Genomic DNA, 20,913 nt, shown 5'->3' with positions numbered 1-20,913 from the left:
TGAAGGATGCTATTATTTCAATATGTAAATAAAAAGGAGTGAATATTAATATGGCGATCGAAAGTGTCAAAAGCCATTTTAAACAATGGAATCGGGAAGGCGATGTAAAGGAGTTCGAAACATCTAGTGCCACGGTGATAGAGGCAGCGGAAACGATCGGTGTTATCCCAGCGCGGATTGCCAAGACCCTTTCCTTTAAAGGGGAAGGGGAACGCGCGATTTTGGTCGTTGCCGCAGGGGACGCCAAAGTGGATAATAAGAAATTTCGTCAGACGTTCGGTTTCAAGGCACGAATGCTTTCACCTGATGAAGTGCTTGCACAGACCGGCCATGCAATCGGGGGCGTTTGCCCGTTTGGCCTGGCAAACGATTTAGCTGTTTTTCTTGATGTATCGATGAAGCGTTTCGAGTCATTGTTTCCGGCTTGCGGCAGTTCAAACTCTGCAATAGAACTTACACTCGCTGAATTATTTGAATATTCAGGCGCCAAGGATTGGGTGGATGTTTGTAAGGGGTGGGAAGAAAAGGGGAATGTGGAAACGGCGGCAGGAAATGCAGTTGATGGCATTTGATGAATGGGATGGGGTCCACCACAGTGAGATGGGGGCCGCATTCATTTCTATTATTAAAACGGAAAACGGGCAGAAAGTGTTCCTGATCGGAGGTTGAAAGATGTTAAATGGAAGCGAAAGAAAAAGCAATAGCAGCTATCTGAGTCTTAAAACTCTTTATGAAGAGAATATAACGGTTAAGAGCATTGCCCAGGAGCTTGAGTTTTGCCATAAAAATGATCTGGCACTGGATATCCAGAAAGCAATGAAAAAAAAGAATTTTGATATATTGGCAGTTCAAGATCAAGGGGAAATCATCGGATATATTGAAAGGAAAGAACTAGGTGAGGGGAGTATTTCTGAACATATGAGAAACTTCTCACCAAGGGAAATGGTTTCGAATTCAACCCCTTTGATCCAGCTTCTCCATATTTTTAAGAATAAGACAAGGGTGTTCGTATTAGAGAATAATTCAATTAAAATGCTGATCACCCATGCCGACCTCCAAAAGCCTCCGATCAGGATGCTGATATTCGGATATATTACCTTATTGGAAATGAGGATGAGCGATATCATCCTCGATAGATTCGGCGATGGGAGCTGGTATCCAATGATAAGCGAAGATCGTTTAGAAAAGGCAACCGAATTATATAATAGGAGAATCGATAAAAATGAGGATATCAATATAATAGAGTGCCTGCAAATCAGTGATAAATTCGATATTGTTCATAAAGATAAAGAATTGAGGCACTTCTTCCAAATCCCTTCGAAAAGTAAAGGGAAGAAGGATGCGAATGCCATCCGGAAGTTACGGGATAAGATTTCCCATGCTAATGAACTGGGTCTGGACATGTCATGGATGGAAATCATCGAGGTTGTCGAGTCCTGCGGCCGACTGCTCGAAATCTCTGAATCCTATCACTATGAAAAATAAGATCCGGCTAATCATGCTGGTTCTTTTTTTTGCGCATCCAGATAGAAAAAAAAACTGCCCGTATCAGGCAGTCTCCCCGAAAAACTCAAAACTCCGGCAGTTGATCCAGGTTATTTTCCTTTATCCCATCGGGCTCACTCCGTAATATGTCACGTCCATATTTATGAAAGACGTCAACGTTGGCCAGGTTGCCAGCTTTGGCTTCCGCAAGGGCTGTGGGGTAGTCGAGTTCGCGGCCGGAGTCCGTCTTGATGGCGATAATATTGTCCTCTTCATTTTTCCTTACAGCGATGATTTCTTCTTTTCCTGCTGCTGAATCACTTTGGTTTGCTTGCGGTGTTCCCTGCTGTTTATATGACTCATAGGCTTCTTCAAATTTGTCCATGTTTTGACACCTCCTGTTTATAGGGTGAACCATTTTTCCTGCAATATACAAACCGGATTTCGTCCAACTTGAGCCGTTACTTCGTCCAAATGGGCCGATCTTTCGGCACTTTTTTTTGTGAATGCTGTCATCTTGGCCTTTTTGCAGTGGCATGGCACTTGCAACTATTTTAAGTAGTGGAAGTTTAAGCAGTAGGTGTAAGCAGTAGCAAGAAATAATATCGACTAGATAAGGGAGGAATATGAATCATGAATGTAAAACAAGGGGCAAGCACTGTAAATGCAAAGCAACAGGTCAAGACAATGAAAGCGGCGGTCGTCAATGAATTTAACCAAAAACTTGAGATTAAAGAAGTACCCATTCCGGAATTGGAATATGGTGAGATATTAGTGAAAATTAAAGCCTGTGGCGTGTGTCATACCGATCTACATGCGGCACATGGTGATTGGCCGGTAAAACCCAAGCTTCCGCTTATCCCGGGACATGAGGGTGTGGGCATTATAGAAAAGGTGGCGGAAGGCGTAACTTCCTTGAAAGTGGGTGACCGTGTTGGGATCCCTTGGCTTTATTCGGCCTGCGGCGATTGTGAATATTGTCTGACCGGTAGGGAAACGCTTTGCTTGGATCAATTGAATGCAGGCTATTCCGTGGACGGCGGGTATGCGGAATATTGTAAAGCACCAGCCAAATATGTGGTGAAGGTTCCTGAAGGGCTTGACTTTGCGGAGGTATCACCGATTTTCTGTGCAGGTGTAACGACTTATAAGGCGCTTAAGGTATCAGAAGCAAAACCTGGCGATTGGGTAGCGGTTTATGGAATTGGCGGATTGGGACATGTTGCCTTGCAATACGCAAAAGCGATGGGCTTTAATGTCATTGCTGTCGATATTCAAGATGATAAGCTTGATCTGGCTACGGAACTGGGGGCGGATTACACGGTTAATGGGCTTAAGACCGATCCCGTACAGGCCATTAAGGATAAGGTTGGCGGCGTGCAGGCATCCATTTCTGTGGCGGTTACGAAAAAAGCATTCGAACAGGCTTACAGTTCAGTCAAGAGAGGCGGCACACTTGTCGTAGTCGGATTGCCGAATGATGAACTTCCAATCCCGATTTTTGATACAGTGTTAAATGGGGTGACTGTAAAAGGGTCCATCGTCGGGACGAGAAAAGATTTACAGGAAGCTATCCAATTTGCGGCTGAGGGTAAAGTCAGAACGAATATTGAAACAAGAAAGCTTGATGAAATCAATGACGTTTTTTCAATGATGGAAAACGGGGAAATCAACGGCCGCATCGTATTGACGCTAGAATAGGAACAGAGGAGGAAGCCCTGGAACCGGGCATCCTCCTTTTTATTATGTCTGGCTCTTCTCATTTAATATATAGCGCAATTTCCTTATGGATATTTGCAGGCGTTTGGCAGCTTCATTCCGGTTGCCGTAGGTTTTTTGCAGTGCCTGCATGACGAGCTCTTTTCCAACTGTCGACTGAAGCTGTTTGATTTCCGTAAGGATTTCTTCAAGCATCAGTTCATCCTTCTCATTAAAATCTGCCACCAGCCTTTTTCGCCACTCTTCAAGAAGGTTTCCTGTTGACTGTATCTCTGGTGACGCATTTTTGTCAGGTTTGATCTGGCTGTTGGATAGTGAGATATCATTGGCGGTTATTACTGACTTATTGTCTGCAAGAGTTAGTGTGCGCAAGACTACATTAGATAGTTCGCGTATGTTGCCTGGCCAGTTGTATTGCTGTAATTTTTCAATGGCTTCATTGGAAAATGAGATACCTCCATGACCATTTCTCTCAACCAAGTGACGGACAAGCAACGGAATATCCTCTTTTCGGCTCCTTAATGGCGGGATATCCAGAGTCACGACGTTCAGTCGGTAAAATAGGTCTTCCCGAAATTTATTCTTGTCCACTGCCTTTTGCAGGTTTTCATTGGAGGCCGCCACTAACCGGGCGTTCGTCCGTAATGTCACGCTGCTGCCAACCCGCATGAATTCCCGCGTTTCCAAAACCCGAAGCAGTTTGACTTGAATGGCCGGACTTGCATCCGCAATTTCATCAAGGAAAAGCGTCCCGTTCCCAGCAATTTCGAAAAAACCCCTTCTCAGCTGGGTCGCTCCGGTGAAAGCACCCTTTTCATGACCGAATAATTCGCTTTCAAGCAGGGACTCAGAGATCGCTCCGCAATTGATGCCGATAAAAGGTTCATGGTTTCGGGGGCTGGCTATGTGGATGAAGCGTGAAAGCACTTCTTTCCCGCTTCCGGTTTCTCCTTCGATTAATACATTGACGGATTTTTGGGCAACCTTGAAGGCCGTTTCAATCAAATTCTTCATTAAAGGACTTTCACCGATAATGAGTCCTGAATCCTCGGCAAGCTTATGGATGAAATGCTGGTTCAAAGCTTCATTTTCATTCAATAGGTTGTCAATCTGCCTTTCCAGTACTTCAATATCCACGAAGGGTTTTTCCATGTAATCACTCGCGCCGAGTTTCATGGCATCAACAGCGGTCTTGACGGTGCTGTATCCGGTCATGATCAGTACCTTGCAACGCGGCTGTAGTTGTTTTAGATGCTGCAGGAGGGAAAGTCCATCGCAATCCGGAAGCTTCAAATCTATCATTGCGACATCAAAACGCTGCTGATTCCAGTCGATCCCATGAAACTCCTTCCCGCTATTCACAACTTGAACGAGGTAACCTTTCATCGTAAAAAGGCGGGATAGAAAAGTCCCAACCTCTTTCTCATCGTCTACCACAAGTAAATGAATCACCTTATCATCCCCTTTCCTCTCCATGTATGGGAAGCCTCAGGAAAAAAGTGCTTCCATGTCCTGGTGTGCTCAAAACGTCGATCTTTCCGCCATGGTCCTTGGCGATGCCAAGGCTTACAGACAGCCCCAAACCTGTACCTTTTTCACGCTCTTTAGTCGTATGAAAGGGATGGAATATGAAGGGCAGGCGTTCTTTTTCAATCCCTGATCCGTTATCAGTCACCTGAACCACCATGAACTTGTTTTCTGAATAGGTAGCGATCGCGATCGATTTTTCCGTTTGCGCGGACTCATCCAATGCATCCTTGGCATTCAATAGCAAGTTGATGATGATCTGTTCGATCTGCGGCTGGCTGCCCTTTATGAAAGGAAGGTCTTCCTGAAGGCTAAGATGGAGGGAGATTTGCTTCTTCCCAAGTTGGAACTTCAATAGGTTCAGAACCTGGTGAATGGCCTCGTTAATAGAGTAATAGTGGAACCTATACTCATCCTGCCTAGAAAAGGTAAGCAGACTTTTCACGATTTGCCTGCATCGGTCCCCGCAAATCTTAATGTCGTCCAATAGCATATAATCCGGATTGTCCTGTGGGGTTTTCCGTAATAAAAGTTGCGAGTTACCAAGAATGGCCGTTAATGGGCTGTTCAACTCATGGGCAATCCCAGCTGCCATTTCACCAATCGCCCCAAGTTTACCGGCATGTAATAGCTGGACTTCCATCTGTCTTCTTTCGGTGACATTTTTATAATAAGCAATGACCCCATATACTTGATGCTCCTTATTCTGAATCGGGTAAGCATGCATTTCCAAGATGGTATCATGCTGAAGGAGTATTTCCTGAAACCCTGGCTTATTAAATGAAAAGGTATCTTGAATCAGATTTTGCGATTTTTCAATTAAAGGAACCAAGTTGGAAAAGCCCCTGGCTGAATCATTCGATTGATAGACCGTTCCTTTGTGATCGAAGACGATGATCATATCTTCAACTGCCTTGAATGTATCCTCCCACTCCTGTTTGGAATGAAGAACTTCCTTATAAAGCTGGGCATTCTCCAAAGTTAACGCAAGCTGATTGGATAGTTGCTCAAGAAATTCGATTTCATCTTCATGCCATGTTTTCTTTTTCTTCCTGCCGAAAGTCCAAATTCCGATTTTTTTACTTTTTCCGTATAAAGGGACTAATAGAAGTGATTCAATCTCAAGGGATAATAGACGATCCTTTTCTGGGAAGTCCGGTAACTGGTTAACTTCCACCTGAATCGGCTGCTTTTCTTTCAAGGCCGATGAGAATTCCTGAAAAGGGTGTAACAGGTTTTTGGGATCCATTTCAAGATCGCAGTGACCATTAGGGCAGATGTGAAGCAAGGCAGGTTCTTCCTCATACAATATGACAAAATGACTGTCATCGAAGGTAATGAGCTGCTTAAGTTTTTCAATAACATTTCTGAGAATCTCTTGGATGTCGATTTCCATATTCGTATTTTTTGTGATGTCATTCATGATTTCAAGCTGCATATTCTTCTTCTTCAGCTGATCCACGGTTTTCTTAAGTTCCGTGTAATACGTTTTTTTTGAAGATTTAACGCCTGTCATTAAATCTATCAATTCATGTTTGTTCATGCTTTTCACCTCTTATAGGGCTGTAAGAAGCAGCTGATTAATCTGTTCCAATGACATATCACGGGGGTTTGTGATCATGCAGGCATCCTCAAGGGCGGTCATCCCTATGGGATCAATCATTTCTTTCGTAATGCCGACATCACTTAAACTCTTGGGAGCCCCTATATCCCGGGATAATTCCCTTACGAAGTGAATGGCAGCCATTCCTGCTTGCTGCTCCGTCAATGCCCGTGTATCGATGCCCATGATGTCTGCAATCTTGCTGAATCGCCTTGGTGAGGCAATTCGATTGAAATCCATGACATGGGGAAGGAGTATCGCATTGATTTCACCATGCGGAAGGAGGTACTTGCCGCCTATGGCATGTGAAATGGCATGGGCAGCTCCCAAAATGGCATTGGAAAAAGCCAGTCCAGCCTGCAGGCTCGCCATCGCCATCGCTTTTTTTGCTTCCTCATTATGCCTGGATGCAACAGAGGGGCGTAAGTGGCGGGAAACGATGGAAAGCGCGTTTTTAGCTTGTACATCGGTCAAAGGTGTCGCAGCGATTGAAACATAGGATTCAATGGCGTGAGTTAAAACATCCATTCCGGTAGCTGCTGTCAAATCCGGTCCCAAGGTGGTTAAGGTACCAGGATCGACTATTGCAATATCGGGGACGAGTGATTTTGAAATGATCGTCATTTTTTTCTCGCGGAATGAATCGACGATCACCGAAAACTGGGATACTTCCGAACCTGAACCTGCAGTGGTCATGATCATCACCATGGGCGGGAGGGGAGAGTGGACTTTATCAACACCTTCATAATCACTGATGATGCCGCCATTCGTTACTAAAAGGGCTACCCCTTTGGCAACATCCAAAGCACTGCCTCCGCCCAAACCGATGATGGCATCACATTCTTGTTCTTTAAATGTCAAACAGCCGGCTTCGATCTCCCTGTCCTTCGGATTGGTCGTCATTTCAATGAAGGTAGCAAAAGCAAGGCCTGCATCTTGGCAGGATTCAATGACTTTATCCAACCAGCCAGCATTGGCCACCCCGGAGTCGCTTACGATCAGCGCCTTTTTGGCACCCAGCCGCAAGCAGGCCTCGCCAGCTTGTTCAATCGAACCTTTACCGAAAATCACTTCCGGCATCACGAATTTAGTTATCGACATCTTTGCGCCTTCTCCCTGTAAAAATTCAATATCTTCTGTATTATTTTCCCGAAAAAGTACGAAAATCCTGTTTGAATTACAGGTATTTTTATATAATATGACAAAATATCGAATGGATAAGGACTTTTAGTGTAGGTCAAATCACCTGATAATTTCTTGAATTTGTAAATTAGGTACTTTAGACATGCATGAATAGGGATAAACCTACCTAGTTAGTAATTTCTATATATTGTAAAATCATGATAGAAACTATTAAACTGGGAGGCAATCTATGAAAAAACAATTTCTGTCGTTAACATTAATCACAGCATTGACACTCGGAACAGCCGGGACAACCACCGCATTAGCAGCGCCGCATTCATCGCCGGTGATATCTGAGCCATCCACGGATAAACAAGTCATTAAAAGAATCGATGCCGATAAAATCTACAAGAATATTGAATACCTCTCACAAACACCTCGGGTGGCCGGTACGGATTCTGAATATAAAGCCGTCCAATTCATCAAAAAGCAATTTCAATCTTATGGTTATAAAGCCGATATTGAAGAGTTCAATTTTTTATCTTATACAGACCCAAATCTGGTCGAGCTGTCCGTTGCCGGATTTGATGGCGAAATCCAAGCGAATCATTTAACCTATTCAGTTAATGGGGACCTATCCGGTGAAGTGGTATATGCCGGTTTAGGAACGAAAGAAGAGCTTGAGGAAACCGATGTTGCAGGGAAAATTGCCCTTATACAAAGAGGGACCCTCACTTTTGCAGAGAAGGTATTGAATGCAGCGGAAAAAGGGGCAGCGGGAGTCATCCTATTCAATAATGCAGATGGGGAATTAAACGGGACACTCGGAGGGGATAATGACAAGTTTATTCCATCCGTCACGATCACCAAAAAGGATGGAGAAGCCCTTTTGGAAAAATTGAATGATGGAGTCAAATTGACAGCATCATTAAAAATTGAAGGAGCTTATTCCGGAGAAAAAACCTCGTACAATGTAGTGGCAACGAAAAAAGCAACAAAGAACAATAAAGCAAAAAAGAGCGATATCATTTATATTACTGGACATCATGATTCCGTCGCGGGGGCACCCGGAGCGAATGATGATGCATCTGGAACATCCGTCACCCTTGAACTTGCCCGTGTTCTGAAGAATCTTCCTACAGATACGGAAATTCGCTTCGTCACCTTTGGGGCAGAGGAAAATGGATTGCTTGGTTCACAGCATTATGTGGAGAGCCTCCCTGATGATGATATCAAGCGGACCATTGCCAACTTCAATCTGGATATGGTAGGAAGCAGGGATGCCGGGGATTTGGTCATTTTGACTAATGATGGAGAAATGAACCTTGTAACCGAGCTTGCCCAGGCATCAAGTACAAGACTGAATGGAGACCCGACTCCATATGGACAAGGCGGGAGAAGTGACCATGTATCTTTTGCGGAGGCTGGAATACCCGCTGCTTTATTCATCCACAGTCCATCAGAACCTTGGTATCATACTCCTGATGATACCATTGATAAAATCTCAAAAGAAAAGCTTCAAGATGTTGCTGAGATTGTCGGCACAGCTGTCTATGACCAAGCGAAAATCGAAGCTAAAAAACCTGATTTCCATCATAAAAAAGGGAAAAAGGTGAAAGTTCCGCATTTATTCAATGAAAAGGAATTCAGATAAGGCAGTAAATATTCAGAGGGTGCAGCCTGCACCCTCTTCTTGTGTTTAAAAATGGAAAATAAGGGGTAATAAGTCTAATTCGGAATTGATGCCTATGGGAAGGATTCCCTAAATACCTAGCATAAATAGCTTATTTATCCCTATTTAACTCTAAGACTATAATCCTTATAATAAAAATTATGAAAAATATGACAGTCTACATAATGAGAATAGTATGTTTGAGGTGATTTTTTAGGTGTATGCAAATTCATTGAGTGAAATTCACTCTGCCCTCTCCAGCAAAATGTCCGATGTTAATGAAAAAATCAATCGTTTGGAGCAGGCAAAAAGACAAATCAAAGAAGAACAGAATGCTTGTCTTGGGGAAATAGCTAAAATTAAAAACCCGGACTTGGCAAAAAGCTGGACGGGAAACCGTGCAGAAGACTTTCAAGATGCCCGCAGTGATGCATACAAGGCAATGTCAACGATCATTCATGATGATTATGATGACTATCAAGAGAAAATCGACGGTAAAATCATGATGCTTAATATAGAGAAAAAGGCACTGAGTGCAGCAGGTACGATAGCCCATGAAGCGGATGTTCTTTTAGGCAAAGGAGAAGCCGTCATAGATCAATTGGAAAGCAAAATATCATATTTAAAAGGGTGGTTGTTTTCATGACGACAATCAAACTGAATCATCCTGCCGTAACGAAACAAGTCGATCAGGTAAAGACGGCACTTGGTACAGTCACGCTTGGAAATTTGCCGGCAGGCGAGCTTGGCAACAATAAATTGGAATTCACCTCGAAATGGATCGACCGCGAAACGAACCTGGAGAAGGTCTTCGAGCAATATATCAAAATCGTCCAGAAAAATGTGGAAGATACCCGTGCCAACATCGACTTATTAAAAGAACAGGATGAAGCCATCGCCCATACGTCTTCACATGGGTATCAGCGATGAAAATATATGAAGCCGAGACATTGACGGCCGCAACCAAGTCGCGCGCCAAGCAGTATGAAGAACTAAAGAAGGAAGTCGCAGCCCTGAAAAAGGAATTTCAGGGCATCGTCGGCCTGGATAACGAGTTTCAGGGAGCCGGTGCTACCGCCATCAAAAGCTTCTATGAAGCGCAAATCGAGGTGGCGGACGCCTGGATGGAACTATTCACGACCCAGATCAGTTTTTTGGAAGGCATTCCGGCCAGTCTGGAAGAGGCTGACCTCTCCGGAAATACAGTGGTCGAGGTTCCCTTTTTAGATGGCGAGGTGTCGAACGGCATCAACCAATCGAAGTCGCTTGTCGATCAACAAGCGAACGATCTTCAAAGGATCCTGAACAGCATTGACGATATCCTGCCTCTTGATGTGTTCGACCAAAAGGACTTTAATGAAAAAATCACGTTGGCCGGGCACAGGCTGGATGACACCGTGACAAAGGTCGAGAATGTCGACCGGCAATTGGTCGAGGAATATGATGTGTCCATCGGGCAGGAAAACGTGGCCGTTGGCCTCTTCCGTGCCTTGCTTGATGCCACGAAGCAGGACGGCAACATTTCGCCGATGACATTCAACCAATCGGCATTCAAGAATAGTGACGTCTATCAAGTGAAGGATGAAGTCGCCGGTCAGATGAAAGACTATCAAACCTTCAAAAAGGAACAAGCAGAAGCCCGGAAAATCGAACAGGAAATGGAAGAACTCGAAAACCGCCCATGGTACGAAAAGGCCTGGGATACGACAAAAACCTTTACAGGGGAATTCACGGGATATTATGATTCAATCAGGGCCTCGACCGGAGTCGATCCAGTAACGGGCCGCAAGCTGTCCGATGCCGAACGAATCGCCGCAGGCGCCATGGCAGCCGCTGGATTCATCCCCGTCGTCGGCTGGGCCGGCCGGGCCATCAAGGGCGGCAGCGCCATCTACAAAACGGCGAAAGGGCTCAACGCAGCGAACCACGCGCTCGATGCCTATAAAACGACAAAAGGCTTTAGCCTCCTCCAGAAAACCGAATACGGAATATACGGGCTCCTCGCAGCCAACGGCCTCGGCGAAGCGGTCACCGGCAAAGACATGTTCGGCAACCAGCTAACCGAGGAACAGCGCCAGAACGGGCTGTTGATGGCACTCGGAATCGGCGGTGTGGCAGGTGCGGCCAAAGTCGCCGATAAAGTAGCGAGTGGTACAAAGTTCGTTCCTTACAGCAAGGAATTTGCGCAAAAGCAGGTTCAGAAGGTTCAAGCTACAATAACAGACATAGCGAGATCAGGAAAAACCACGTTAAAAAATATAGGTGACGAACTAGGTAAAAAAGAAATACCTAAACGAATAAGTGTGGAACAAGTTTCCCTCTCAGGAGGACCAAACCTTCCCCAAATTGTAATGGAAAAACAGACAATTAAGGAAGCCTATCAGAAATTCACGGTGAAGGATAGAAAAGTAGAGGGTGTTTCTGGGGAGAGTATTCCTAAGGGTACGGATGATCTTAAGTTTAAGAATGTTGGGGAGTATTTTAATAGTATCAATAATATTGGAAAACGAGATGATTTAACGAGTGAACAGAAGCTTGTAAAGATTCACGAAGCATATGCCGCATTAGAAGTAAAAGGTGATGTTACTGTTGTTAAAGGCACAAAATTCCTTCGTCCAGAAGAGTTTGGTCGAAATGGTAGAATGATTGTGGATTGGCCAGATAAAATGGGGTTTGTAGAAGAATCCATCCAGCCAATTGATAGAAATAGTCCGTTACCAGAAAGATGGGATAGAGTAGGTGGAAAAGGTGGAGAGAATTTCACCACTTTGCCTCATAATGGTATTCCATACACATATGATCAACGTGCAATACCGTATATAGAGAACCCTGCTGCAAGGCACGTTGGGAATTTTAATAATGAATCTTATTTTGTATCTATTGATGCAGTCAAAAGTGGAAATCTTGAAGAGTTAAATCGAATTGTAGTGGCCAATGGAAGAACAGCAATTTCTGATTCAGAATTTGCTGATTTTAAGGCTTATTATGACGATTTCCAAGATAGAGTACAAAAAGTTATTGGGAATACAGATACTACTTACGGAGTGAAGGGTACTGCTGCTTCCTGGACTAGTAGCTCTACAGGTGAGAAGTTAATGAATGGTGGAGCAGAACAAATTGTAACGCCATTAAATGGTGAGATGCTAGAGATTATAGGAGTTATACCTAAATATTAGGAGGTCTAGACGTGACAAAACAAGAGTTTTTAAATAGATATGAAGCTGAAAAATTAAATATTGGTGAATATATTATGGTACTAGATACTATAACGGATGAGTCGCTAGTAATAGGTTGTGCACATGATCAAGGAGTGTGGAAAGTTTATAAAACAAGAGAGAGAGGAGGTCACTATATAATTAAAGAAATGGCTAGTGAAAATGAAGCATTTGATTTTCTTTATGAGTTAATATTAAGTAGACATAACAGAATTAATAATTAAAATTTGCATTAGATGGGAAAGTGTAAAAACACCACTTATTATTCAATTTATATTTTGCATACAGGAATGACCGAACTTGTAGCAAAACATGTACAGGTAATTGAAAAACAAAGCATATTTATGAAAGACAAAACTCTTCAATTATCGAAATGGGTAACGAGGATCGAATTTTCAAATTTTTATATATGATAACGATGGGGCAAATAGGGAAGTAGAATTATTAGAGATAATCCAATTGATTTGAAAACCGGTCTACTCATCCAAAGCACCAAAACAAATTGCCTGCCGTGGTAACATAGTTAAGATTATCGAAAAAGTAATCCGTATTTCTCTAGAATAAAATGAAACCTTGAGTGGCTAAAGCCATTCAAGGTTTTTTTATAAAAGGGAAAAACCTATAGTAATTTTGTAGTATAGGTATTAGTTTTTATAAAACTAAAGTGTTACCTTAATCAATCTGTAGTACATTGAATTAAGCAAGGATTACTGAATGCTGACGAAATAGTATTTAAACAAAAAGTAGGTGTAAGAATGACAAGCAGAAGAATGGTAGACAGATGGGAAGACGATAACAAGATTTTTATGAGTTTAGCCATTAAGAAAAGATTATTACCGAGTATGTATGGCGGTATTATCGGAGACTTGCTTGGTGTTCCTGTTGAATTTAAAAAAAGAGGGACTTTCACTATTAATGATATAACGGGATATGGAACCTATAATCAGCCGCCAGGCACTTGGTCGGATGATACTTCGTTAACTTTATGTTTAATTGAAAACTTAATTGAAAAAGGCGATTCAGCGGAGCTCATGCAAAAATTCGTTCAGTATATGGAATCTGGCTATTGGACACCACATCATGAAATGTTCGATATTGGCAGATCGACCAGTGAAGCCATAATCAAGTTTAGAAATGGAACCCCGGCACCAGAATGTGGCGGAAATGCCATGTTTGATAATGGGAATGGGGCGTTGATGAGGATCGCTCCAGTAGCATTTATCCTTGTTAATAACTTTAATTTCATTGAAAAAATCCAAACCATTAAAAAGTGTACGGAAGTAACCCATGCACATCCGCGTTCTGTGGTAGGTTCCATTATTTATGTCGAGTTTTTACTTAGACTTTATTATAATAATTCTCCTGAAGATGCAATAAGACAAACAAAAAAACTTTTTGATGAGAATTTTGATAAAGATCATATATACCAAAAAGAGCTGCTATCCTATTCAAGGATTTTTGAGGAAGATTTCTTTTCATTACCACAAAAAGAAATTCTGTCAGATGGTTATGTCGTTCATACATTGGAAGCAGCCATTTGGTGCTTAGGAAATTCAGATTCATTTAGCGATGCCGTTTTAAAAGCAGTGAATCTAGGGGATGATACGGATACAGTAGGTGCCATTACAGGAACAATGGCAGGTATGTACTATAAAATGGACGACATTCCTAAAGAATGGGTTGAGAAAATCATCAGAAAAGAAGATATTGATGAATTAATCAACCAATTCCATAGTTTTTGTGCAGATAAAGCCATTAAAGAAAAGTATGGTGCTTGATGTAATTCCTTCATATGTACAGAGTCCAGTTTTGCTATGTTAAACGGGGAGCGAAGCCGTTTGAATTTGGGTGATGGAGAATTAAATAATGGAGTGAGTGGAAAAATGATAAGAAAAGGTGAGTATACGATCTATAATGGGAGAGAGTATAGATTCATAGAATCTGATTTAGTGGAAGCTATTGAATTAATTAGCAATGATAAAAAAGATATGGAGAATGGCTTTACTTATTATAAAAAAAATATTTACACGAAAATAGTAGGTGTAAATGAAGTTAAAGAATTATATTCTATTAATCCCTATGCTGTATATAAGGGAGAGGTGTTTCCAGCATCACAAGAAAGAAAAACCGGAAAAGTCTTGTTGGATACAACAAACACTGAACTTGCTAAAAGGATGGGGTTTGAACGGACAGATAAATATATGTACTCCAAATCTGTGGAATGGGATGAAGTGAAAATAATCGAGGAGAGGAAACCCTATTCATTAGATTAATTTCTTCATTTCAAACGTGATTATATTTATTGTACTATCCCCTCAAATGAGCTTTGGAACTGTTTTGTTAGGGGTCTCCTTTATAGGCGAGTAGATAGGAAGATGAAATGGATAAGAAAAAGCAGTTAATCGATCAATTAAAAGTTGTGATAAATAATCTTGAAAAAAATTATAGTAATGAAATTACTAGCGGCGTTTTACAACTTATATATATAAGATATAAGAATGCATTGGATGTAATGGAGTGTAATGAAGTTATAAGGGAATTAAATATTATTGGCGGCGTAAGGGCTTATATGGATAGTTATAATGACTATCAAAATCCGTTATTAGGAGAATTACATAAAGCCGAAAAATTAATTAGAGAATTATTCCATGCTTGATAAAGTTTGAAATGGAGAAAACTATGATAAGAAAAGGAAAGTATGCAATATATAATGGTAGCGAGTATAGTTTTAGTCTACTGGAAGATAAATCAATAAGATTAATTAGTAATAAACAATCTGATCTATCTCAAGGTTTCAAACATTTAGATGAAAATATTTATATTAAAAATGTTTCTGTAGAAGAGGTAGAAAATTTATTTAAGATAAATTCAAAGGCAAAATATAAGGGAGAGGTGTTTCCAGCTTCTGAAGAAAGAAGAACCGGAAAAGTATTGTTGGATACAACAAACACTGAACTTGCTAAAAAGTTGGGGTTTGAACGAACAGATAAATATATGTACTCCAAATCAGTGGAATGGGATGAAGTGGAGATAATCGAAGAAAGGAACCCCTATACATTAGATTAATTTCCTGATTTAAAGCGCCTACATAAAGTAAAAGCGATTATTTCTTCAAAAAGTGGGTAATAAGAATTAAGCGGTCTTTCATTTAATATCTAGCACTAAGTTTTCTTTATGTTGAATAAGGAGAATTTGGTGGGAGGTGATTAAATGAGGAAAGCCTATGGTATAAAAAGTTTGATGATTTACCTTGAGTCGGTAAATTATCCAATTACCGAAGAGGAAATCAATGATCTAATATTAAATAAAAAGATCCCCCATCTCAGACCCATCGATAATTTGCTGATTTTTAATTTGGATCATATTGATGGCTGGCTTAGTGTTCAGCAATCCAACCCTTAGTTAATTGAAGCCTTGCTTTAAGTGGAGCTTTGATTTATATGTGTACCTGTAATCTAAGTTTATTGATAAAAAGGAAAAGCTAGCCGAGGTGTTTCATGAAAACCTTGGCTGGCTTTTAGTTTATCTCTTCATTTTCAGAAAAACGAATCAGTCCCAGTTGATTTGGTAACGACTGTATACTGCCGTTATGCCTGGATTATAATAGCCTAAGCAGAGCCTGTGCACCTGTTAGGATAAGCCCTATGATAAAACCGCAGACCGCTCCGTTCACACGAATCCATTGCAAGTCTTTTCCTACACCATTTTCCATCATGTCGATCAGCGTTTCGTTGTCTAGCTTATCTAAATTTTCTTGTACAAGATTGCCGATTTGTGTATGATTTTTTTCAATGAGAACAGTAATTTGTTTCTGTATCCATTGATCGATGCGGGTGCTATTTTCCTTAATATTGTCCAGTATATGATGAATCATTGGAGTCAGGTAAGCATCCATGAAATGTTCACCTTCGACGAAATCCAATGCTTCTTGTTGAATTTGTTTTAGGATTCCCTCTAGTGTCGCCTCAGGCTCCCATTTTGTCAGAAGTTGTTTTTTCCATTTTTCAACTCCTTCCAACAGTTCTGGGTTATGGTTAATGCCTTGTATCTCTTTCCTGATATATAAGATTAAAGCCTCTCTATTTGGTTCTTTCTCGTTTTGTAAATTATTTACGACACTTAATAGCAGGTTTTGGATGATATTACCAAGTTTCTCTTCATTAAGTAGACTTTGAATGGATTTAACGGCGAACTGAAGCATACCTTCCAGTTCAATCTTGCTGAGTACATCCATGGAAACAGTGCCAAGTCGGTGACTGGTTTCTTTTTTTCCTAACCAATCTTCAGCTTTTTTTAAAACATGATCCAAAGCCTTCTTATCAAACTCTTCGTTAAGTAACTCTGAACTTACTAAATGCAGAATCTTGCTCATGTCTATGCTAGAAAGTGATGCTTTAATTTTTTTTGCAACGAAAGGTGTAATCTTTTCTATATCTATATAACCAATCATTTGCTTGATCAGTTTAATCAGGACTTTTCTAAATGTATCACTTTGAATCTCTTTTCCTAAAATAGGGATCAATTTTTCAGTAAAAGGAATATGTTTTACTTTGTCCTGAATACTTTCCTTAGAAAGCCAGTCGTTTTTTAGCATCGAAACAAGTGCATTTGTCATTCTTTTACGATTGTTGGGCAAAAGGGCTGTATGGGGGATTGGTAATCCAAGCGGATGGCGGAATAATGCAGTGACTGCAAACCAATCTGCCAATCCGCCGACTAAGCCAGCCTCAAACCCTCCATGTAATAAATCCAGCGGCAATGTACCTTGAAATGGAGTGGTTCCAATATAACCCGCCCCCATGATAATTAGTGAATATCTAGCTATTTTTCTTGAAGATTTTATTTTTGGTGACATTATATTCCCTCATCCTTAAAATGATAGTCAATTACTATAACCCGAATCATTAGCAAATTTTATAACTTACTTTCATCTAGTAGTATAGCAGGTAGTTCTAAAAAATAACCACAACAAGGCAGTAAGTTCATTATTTTTGGGCTTTGAATATTGTCATTTTCCCTTGAATGTTCAATATTCTGATGATAAATGCACAAAAAAAGCCGATTCACTCAATCGGCTTTTTTAATTCATTTACTGAAAAGCGTTTTTTTGTTCATTCCAACATATTATGATGCGTCTGTTTTTATCGAATTATTTTTATCGGTGCCTACATTTTTTTTATCTTTCATGAGACTGAAGATATAGGCCAGAACGGAACCTGATATGTTATGCCAAACACTGAAAATGGCACTTGGAACAGCGGCCAAAGGCGAGAAGTGGGCTGTTGCTATGGCTACACCTAAACCAGAGTTCTGCATACCGACCTCCATTGCAACAGCTTTCTGCTTAGCTAAATCCATCCCGCATAAACGAGCAAAGAAGAAGCCGAGTAAAAACCCAAGAACATTATGAAGAACGACTACTGCAAAAATCAGCAAGCCTGTTTTAGCCAGCTGATCTTGGCTGCCAGCTACTACGGCAGATACGATCAGAACGATGGAAATGACAGATACTAGAGGTAAAGCCTTTGCACCAGCCTCTGCCTGTTTGCCGAAAAACTTTTTAACAAGAAATCCTAGTATCAGTGGGATAATCACCACTTGAATGATCGAAATGAATAATGACCCAATACTGATGTTGACCCATTTACTTGCCAAGAGCAGAATAAGCAGGGGCGTTACGATAGGCGCAAGAATAGTGGAAACAGAAGCAATGGCAACTGCAAGCGCAACATTTCCTCTCGCAAGAAACACCATGACATTTGAAGCCGTTCCACTAGGGCAACATCCTACCAAAATAACGCCAACAGCGATTTCTTTGGGCAAATCGAACCCTATTGCCAATCCGAATGCCAATAAGGGCATAATGATAAAATGACCTGCTACCCCTAGTGCGACTTCTTTCGGCCGTCGGAATACTTCTTTAAAATCCGCTGCTGATAATGTAAGTCCCATGCCAAACATGACAATTCCTAGTAATGGAACAATATAGTCTCCAATCCATATAAACTGATTAGGTAAGATATACGCAATAACTGCAAATAAAATGACCCATAAGGTAAACGTTTTACCAGCAAATCCGCTGATTTTCTCTACTACTCCCATAGTGACCTCCTAGATGTTTTAAAATAAAACAATTATAGTTTATATTCAGAATATTTAAAACCCTTTTGGGCAATAAAAATATCAATAGGGCTGAACTAGTGTGAATATGACGGTTTATTATAGGAAAAAAGCGGACAGGGTTTTTAGATTCTGTTCGCTTTTGACTTTATTTTTTTAAAAAAATAAGAGGGTGCTGTATATTAGTGGCAAACTAATTTATATAGAACCGGAAATTGAATTAGTATTTGTTGTTTTACAGGTTTAATTATTGCTATTGTATGTTTAGCCAGGGCTATAAAAGAAGTGGAGATGTGGTTTCTTTGATACATATATTAATTGCGGATGATGATCGGCATATTCGGGAATTGCTTAAATTTCATTTGGAAAAGGAAGGGTACATGGTATCGGAAGCGAAGGATGGTAATGAAGCTTCCTTGTTACTGGAGAAGGAACGGATCCATCTGGCTGTTGTCGATATCATGATGCCGTATAAAAACGGACTGGATCTTTGTAAGGAAATCCGGGATCAATATGATCTGCCGGTCATTTTATTGACAGCTAAAGATCAACTTATCGATAAGGAAAAGGGGTACTTTGCTGGTACGGATGATTACCTGGTAAAGCCATTTGAGCCAAGGGAGCTTCTATTTCGGATAAAGGCGCTATTGCGAAGATACCGTATGGTGAATTCTGAATCAATCTCATTGAATCAAACGGTGATTGACCGTAAAAGTTACGAAGTGCGAATAAAGGGGAATACGCTGCTCCTGCCGCTTAAGGAATTTGAGCTGCTGGCTCAGTTGGGAAGTTTTCCTGATCAGGTCTTTACGCGTGAGCAGCTTATTGAACTGGTGTGGGGTGCTGATTTTGCAGGGGATGATCGAACGGTTGATGTCCATATTAAACGGTTGAGGGAACGTTTTTCCGGCCGTACCGATGACTTTGTCATAACGACTGTCCGTGGCTTAGGTTATAAACTGGAGGTCAACAAGAAGTGAAAACACTTTATTTCAGGATAGTTATTCAAACCATTTTGATCATGGTGCTCGCCAGTGTCATCGCTTTTTTAATTTCCAATGTCTATTATCATAAGGTTCAAAAACCCAACAATGGTGAGAAGATAAGCAAAGTCGCAAGTGAGATCGTCTCTTTATATGAGGAGAATCCTGATCAGGATATTGATGAGTATTTAACCCATATAGCAGGATTGCACTATCAAATGTATCTATTTAATGAGCAGGGTGAAGGAACATTATATGGTGAGCCGTTTCGGGAAACGAATTTGGACCGCGACACGATTTCCGGAGTTTTGAATGGGAATACCTATCAAGGGATCGCCAATTATAATAATGGGTTATTTATTACGGGGTTTTTTGAAGATGTATTAATTAATAGCATTGGGGTCCCGATGAACGTGAATGGCGAAAAGCATGCATTGTTTGTAAGGCCCAATATAGAGCTGCAGTTTGGCGAATTTCGCTTTTTCCTAGCAGTTTTGCTCGTACTGACGCTCCTTCTCAGTTTTTTATTTGTGATCATTAATACGCGTTTCATCGTTAAGCCGATTACGAAATTAACGGAGGCTACAAAAAGAATCGCCGATGGGGATTATAGTAGTGAATTGAATGTCTCCCGAAGCGATGAAATAGGGGACTTGGCCCAGCACTTCTCGAAAATGACTCAAAGCATACAGCGGTTGGATGATATGAGGCAGGAGTTCGTATCGAATGTATCTCATGAAATTCAATCTCCGCTTGCATCCATCCAAGGTTTTTCCCAAACCCTCCAATCGGAGGAATTAACAAAAGAACAAAGAAATCAGTACTTATCCATCATTGAAAAAGAAAGCAGGCGCATGTCGTCGTTAAGCAAACAGCTGCTCATGCTTGCTTCGTTGGATAAAGTAGATGATCCGCTGCAGCGGTCGAAGTTTGATTTAGCGCAGCAAATCCGGCAGGTGTTGTTCATGCTGGAATGGAATTGGCGGGAAAAGGATATGGTGATCGAAATGGATTTGCCGTCCACCGTCATTTCTGCAGATGAGAAACTTTTAAATCAAGTTTGGACGAATTTGATAACCAATAGCATTAAATACTCGGAAAGCGGCAGTTCGATCGATATTCGGATTAAAAGCATAGGCAGTACTGTTGAAGTGATGATCGCGGATACGGGCATCGGAATTCCAGAAGAAGACCTTCCTTATATCCTTGATCGCTTTTATAAAGTCGACAAAGTGAGGAACCGGAGTGAAACCGGAAGCGGATTAGGACTTTCGATCACGAAGAAGACGGTTGAACTTCATGGGGGAACGATTGAAGTCCAAAGTGAACTTGGGAAAGGGACCACTTTTTATATACGGCTGCCCTTTATGTAATCAGTTGTTCATCTTCCATTCATATTGAGTGTTTACAATCGAGTCATACCGATTGAAGCAGGACTTGATTGGTAAACAAAAGAAAAGGGAGATG

Annotated in this window: 21 protein-coding genes; 15 read left to right on the top strand and 6 right to left on the bottom strand. The window is 41.1% G+C overall.

What is annotated here, in order from left to right:
- The first annotated feature begins 50 nt into the window (after window positions 1–50).
- Entirely contained in the window at window positions 51–572 is a 522-nt protein-coding gene (locus J7I90_RS22095) for a YbaK/EbsC family protein (protein WP_214773762.1), read from the top strand.
- Window positions 573–672: 100 nt separating this feature from the next.
- Complete coding sequence (locus tag J7I90_RS22090) at window positions 673–1,485, top strand: CBS domain-containing protein (protein ID WP_214773761.1); 813 nt, start codon at window positions 673–675, stop codon at window positions 1,483–1,485.
- An 85-nt stretch (window positions 1,486–1,570) separates the two neighbouring features.
- Here the strand turns inward: J7I90_RS22090 and J7I90_RS22085 are convergent, their stop codons facing one another.
- Window positions 1,571–1,870, bottom strand: coding sequence for a DUF3892 domain-containing protein (locus J7I90_RS22085; protein ID WP_053533610.1), 300 nt, complete (start codon window positions 1,868–1,870; stop codon window positions 1,571–1,573).
- Window positions 1,871–2,172: 302 nt separating this feature from the next.
- Between J7I90_RS22085 and adhP the strand changes: the two genes are divergently transcribed.
- Window positions 2,173–3,186 carry an alcohol dehydrogenase AdhP gene (gene adhP, locus J7I90_RS22080; RefSeq protein WP_214773812.1) on the top strand — a complete coding sequence of 338 codons (1,014 nt, stop codon included), beginning with the start codon at window positions 2,173–2,175 and terminating at the stop codon, window positions 3,184–3,186.
- Between the two features lie 42 nt (window positions 3,187–3,228).
- Here the strand turns inward: adhP and J7I90_RS22075 are convergent, their stop codons facing one another.
- The 3 genes from J7I90_RS22075 to J7I90_RS22065 are packed head-to-tail and all read right to left on the bottom strand — an operon-like array spanning window position 3,229 to window position 7,435.
- The gene (locus J7I90_RS22075) at window positions 3,229–4,656 is read right to left on the bottom strand and encodes a sigma-54-dependent transcriptional regulator (protein ID WP_214773811.1); all 1,428 of its coding nucleotides are present in this window, start codon (window positions 4,654–4,656) and stop codon (window positions 3,229–3,231) included.
- A gap of 4 nt (window positions 4,657–4,660) precedes the next feature.
- A complete protein-coding gene (locus J7I90_RS22070) occupies window positions 4,661–6,274 on the bottom strand; it encodes a sensor histidine kinase (RefSeq protein ID WP_214773760.1) in 1,614 nt (537 codons plus the stop codon).
- Between the two features lie 12 nt (window positions 6,275–6,286).
- On the bottom strand, window positions 6,287–7,435 hold the full coding sequence (locus J7I90_RS22065) for an iron-containing alcohol dehydrogenase (RefSeq protein ID WP_214773759.1): 1,149 nt from the start codon (window positions 7,433–7,435) through the stop codon (window positions 6,287–6,289).
- A 271-nt stretch (window positions 7,436–7,706) separates the two neighbouring features.
- On the opposite strand from J7I90_RS22065, the gene J7I90_RS22060 reads away from it, so the two are divergent.
- The 10 genes from J7I90_RS22060 (at window position 7,707) to J7I90_RS22015 (ending at window position 15,745) form a co-directional block, all read left to right on the top strand.
- Window positions 7,707–9,110, top strand: a complete 1,404-nt coding sequence (locus J7I90_RS22060; RefSeq protein WP_214773758.1) for a M28 family peptidase — start codon at window positions 7,707–7,709, stop codon at window positions 9,108–9,110.
- Window positions 9,111–9,345: 235 nt separating this feature from the next.
- The gene (locus J7I90_RS22055) at window positions 9,346–9,774 is read left to right on the top strand and encodes a YwqH-like family protein (RefSeq protein ID WP_311315267.1); all 429 of its coding nucleotides are present in this window, start codon (window positions 9,346–9,348) and stop codon (window positions 9,772–9,774) included.
- Window positions 9,771–10,058, top strand: coding sequence for a YwqI/YxiC family protein (locus J7I90_RS22050; RefSeq protein ID WP_034306007.1), 288 nt, complete (start codon window positions 9,771–9,773; stop codon window positions 10,056–10,058). The genes J7I90_RS22055 and J7I90_RS22050 overlap by 4 nt, the downstream gene beginning before the upstream one ends.
- A complete protein-coding gene (locus tag J7I90_RS22045) occupies window positions 10,055–12,304 on the top strand; it encodes a ribonuclease YeeF family protein (protein WP_214773757.1) in 2,250 nt (749 codons plus the stop codon). Before J7I90_RS22050 ends, J7I90_RS22045 begins: the two co-directional genes overlap by 4 nt.
- A gap of 11 nt (window positions 12,305–12,315) precedes the next feature.
- A complete protein-coding gene (locus J7I90_RS22040) occupies window positions 12,316–12,567 on the top strand; it encodes a hypothetical protein (RefSeq protein WP_214773756.1) in 252 nt (83 codons plus the stop codon).
- Between the two features lie 531 nt (window positions 12,568–13,098).
- Window positions 13,099–14,121, top strand: coding sequence for an ADP-ribosylglycohydrolase family protein (locus J7I90_RS22035; protein WP_214773755.1), 1,023 nt, complete (start codon window positions 13,099–13,101; stop codon window positions 14,119–14,121).
- Between the two features lie 60 nt (window positions 14,122–14,181).
- The gene (locus J7I90_RS22030) at window positions 14,182–14,616 is read left to right on the top strand and encodes a hypothetical protein (protein WP_214773754.1); all 435 of its coding nucleotides are present in this window, start codon (window positions 14,182–14,184) and stop codon (window positions 14,614–14,616) included.
- Between the two features lie 107 nt (window positions 14,617–14,723).
- Window positions 14,724–14,999, top strand: a complete 276-nt coding sequence (locus J7I90_RS22025) for a hypothetical protein (RefSeq protein ID WP_214773753.1) — start codon at window positions 14,724–14,726, stop codon at window positions 14,997–14,999.
- Window positions 15,000–15,010: 11 nt separating this feature from the next.
- Window positions 15,011–15,409, top strand: coding sequence for a hypothetical protein (locus J7I90_RS22020; protein ID WP_214773752.1), 399 nt, complete (start codon window positions 15,011–15,013; stop codon window positions 15,407–15,409).
- Between the two features lie 144 nt (window positions 15,410–15,553).
- On the top strand, window positions 15,554–15,745 hold the full coding sequence (locus J7I90_RS22015) for a hypothetical protein (RefSeq protein WP_214773751.1): 192 nt from the start codon (window positions 15,554–15,556) through the stop codon (window positions 15,743–15,745).
- Window positions 15,746–15,941: 196 nt separating this feature from the next.
- On the opposite strand, the gene J7I90_RS22010 is transcribed toward J7I90_RS22015, so the two are convergent.
- Together J7I90_RS22010 and J7I90_RS22005 are read right to left on the bottom strand one after the other, a co-directional pair.
- A complete protein-coding gene (locus J7I90_RS22010) occupies window positions 15,942–17,198 on the bottom strand; it encodes a DUF445 domain-containing protein (RefSeq protein ID WP_214773750.1) in 1,257 nt (418 codons plus the stop codon).
- A 269-nt stretch (window positions 17,199–17,467) separates the two neighbouring features.
- The gene (locus J7I90_RS22005) at window positions 17,468–18,445 is read right to left on the bottom strand and encodes a bile acid:sodium symporter family protein (protein WP_214773749.1); all 978 of its coding nucleotides are present in this window, start codon (window positions 18,443–18,445) and stop codon (window positions 17,468–17,470) included.
- Window positions 18,446–18,765: 320 nt separating this feature from the next.
- On the opposite strand from J7I90_RS22005, the gene J7I90_RS22000 reads away from it, so the two are divergent.
- Window positions 18,766–19,443 carry a response regulator transcription factor gene (locus tag J7I90_RS22000; RefSeq protein WP_214773748.1) on the top strand — a complete coding sequence of 226 codons (678 nt, stop codon included), beginning with the start codon at window positions 18,766–18,768 and terminating at the stop codon, window positions 19,441–19,443.
- Window positions 19,440–20,819 (top strand): sensor histidine kinase, encoded by a 1,380-nt coding sequence (locus J7I90_RS21995; protein ID WP_214773747.1) that lies wholly within the window; start codon window positions 19,440–19,442, stop codon window positions 20,817–20,819. The genes J7I90_RS22000 and J7I90_RS21995 overlap by 4 nt, the downstream gene beginning before the upstream one ends.
- Window positions 20,820–20,913 lie beyond the last annotated feature (94 nt).

The organism is Bacillus sp. ISL-57, from assembly GCF_018613135.1.
GTDB classification, from domain to species: Bacteria; Bacillota; Bacilli; order Bacillales; family DSM-1321; genus Peribacillus; species Peribacillus frigoritolerans.
This window is presented reverse-complemented; position numbering and strand designations above follow the sequence as displayed.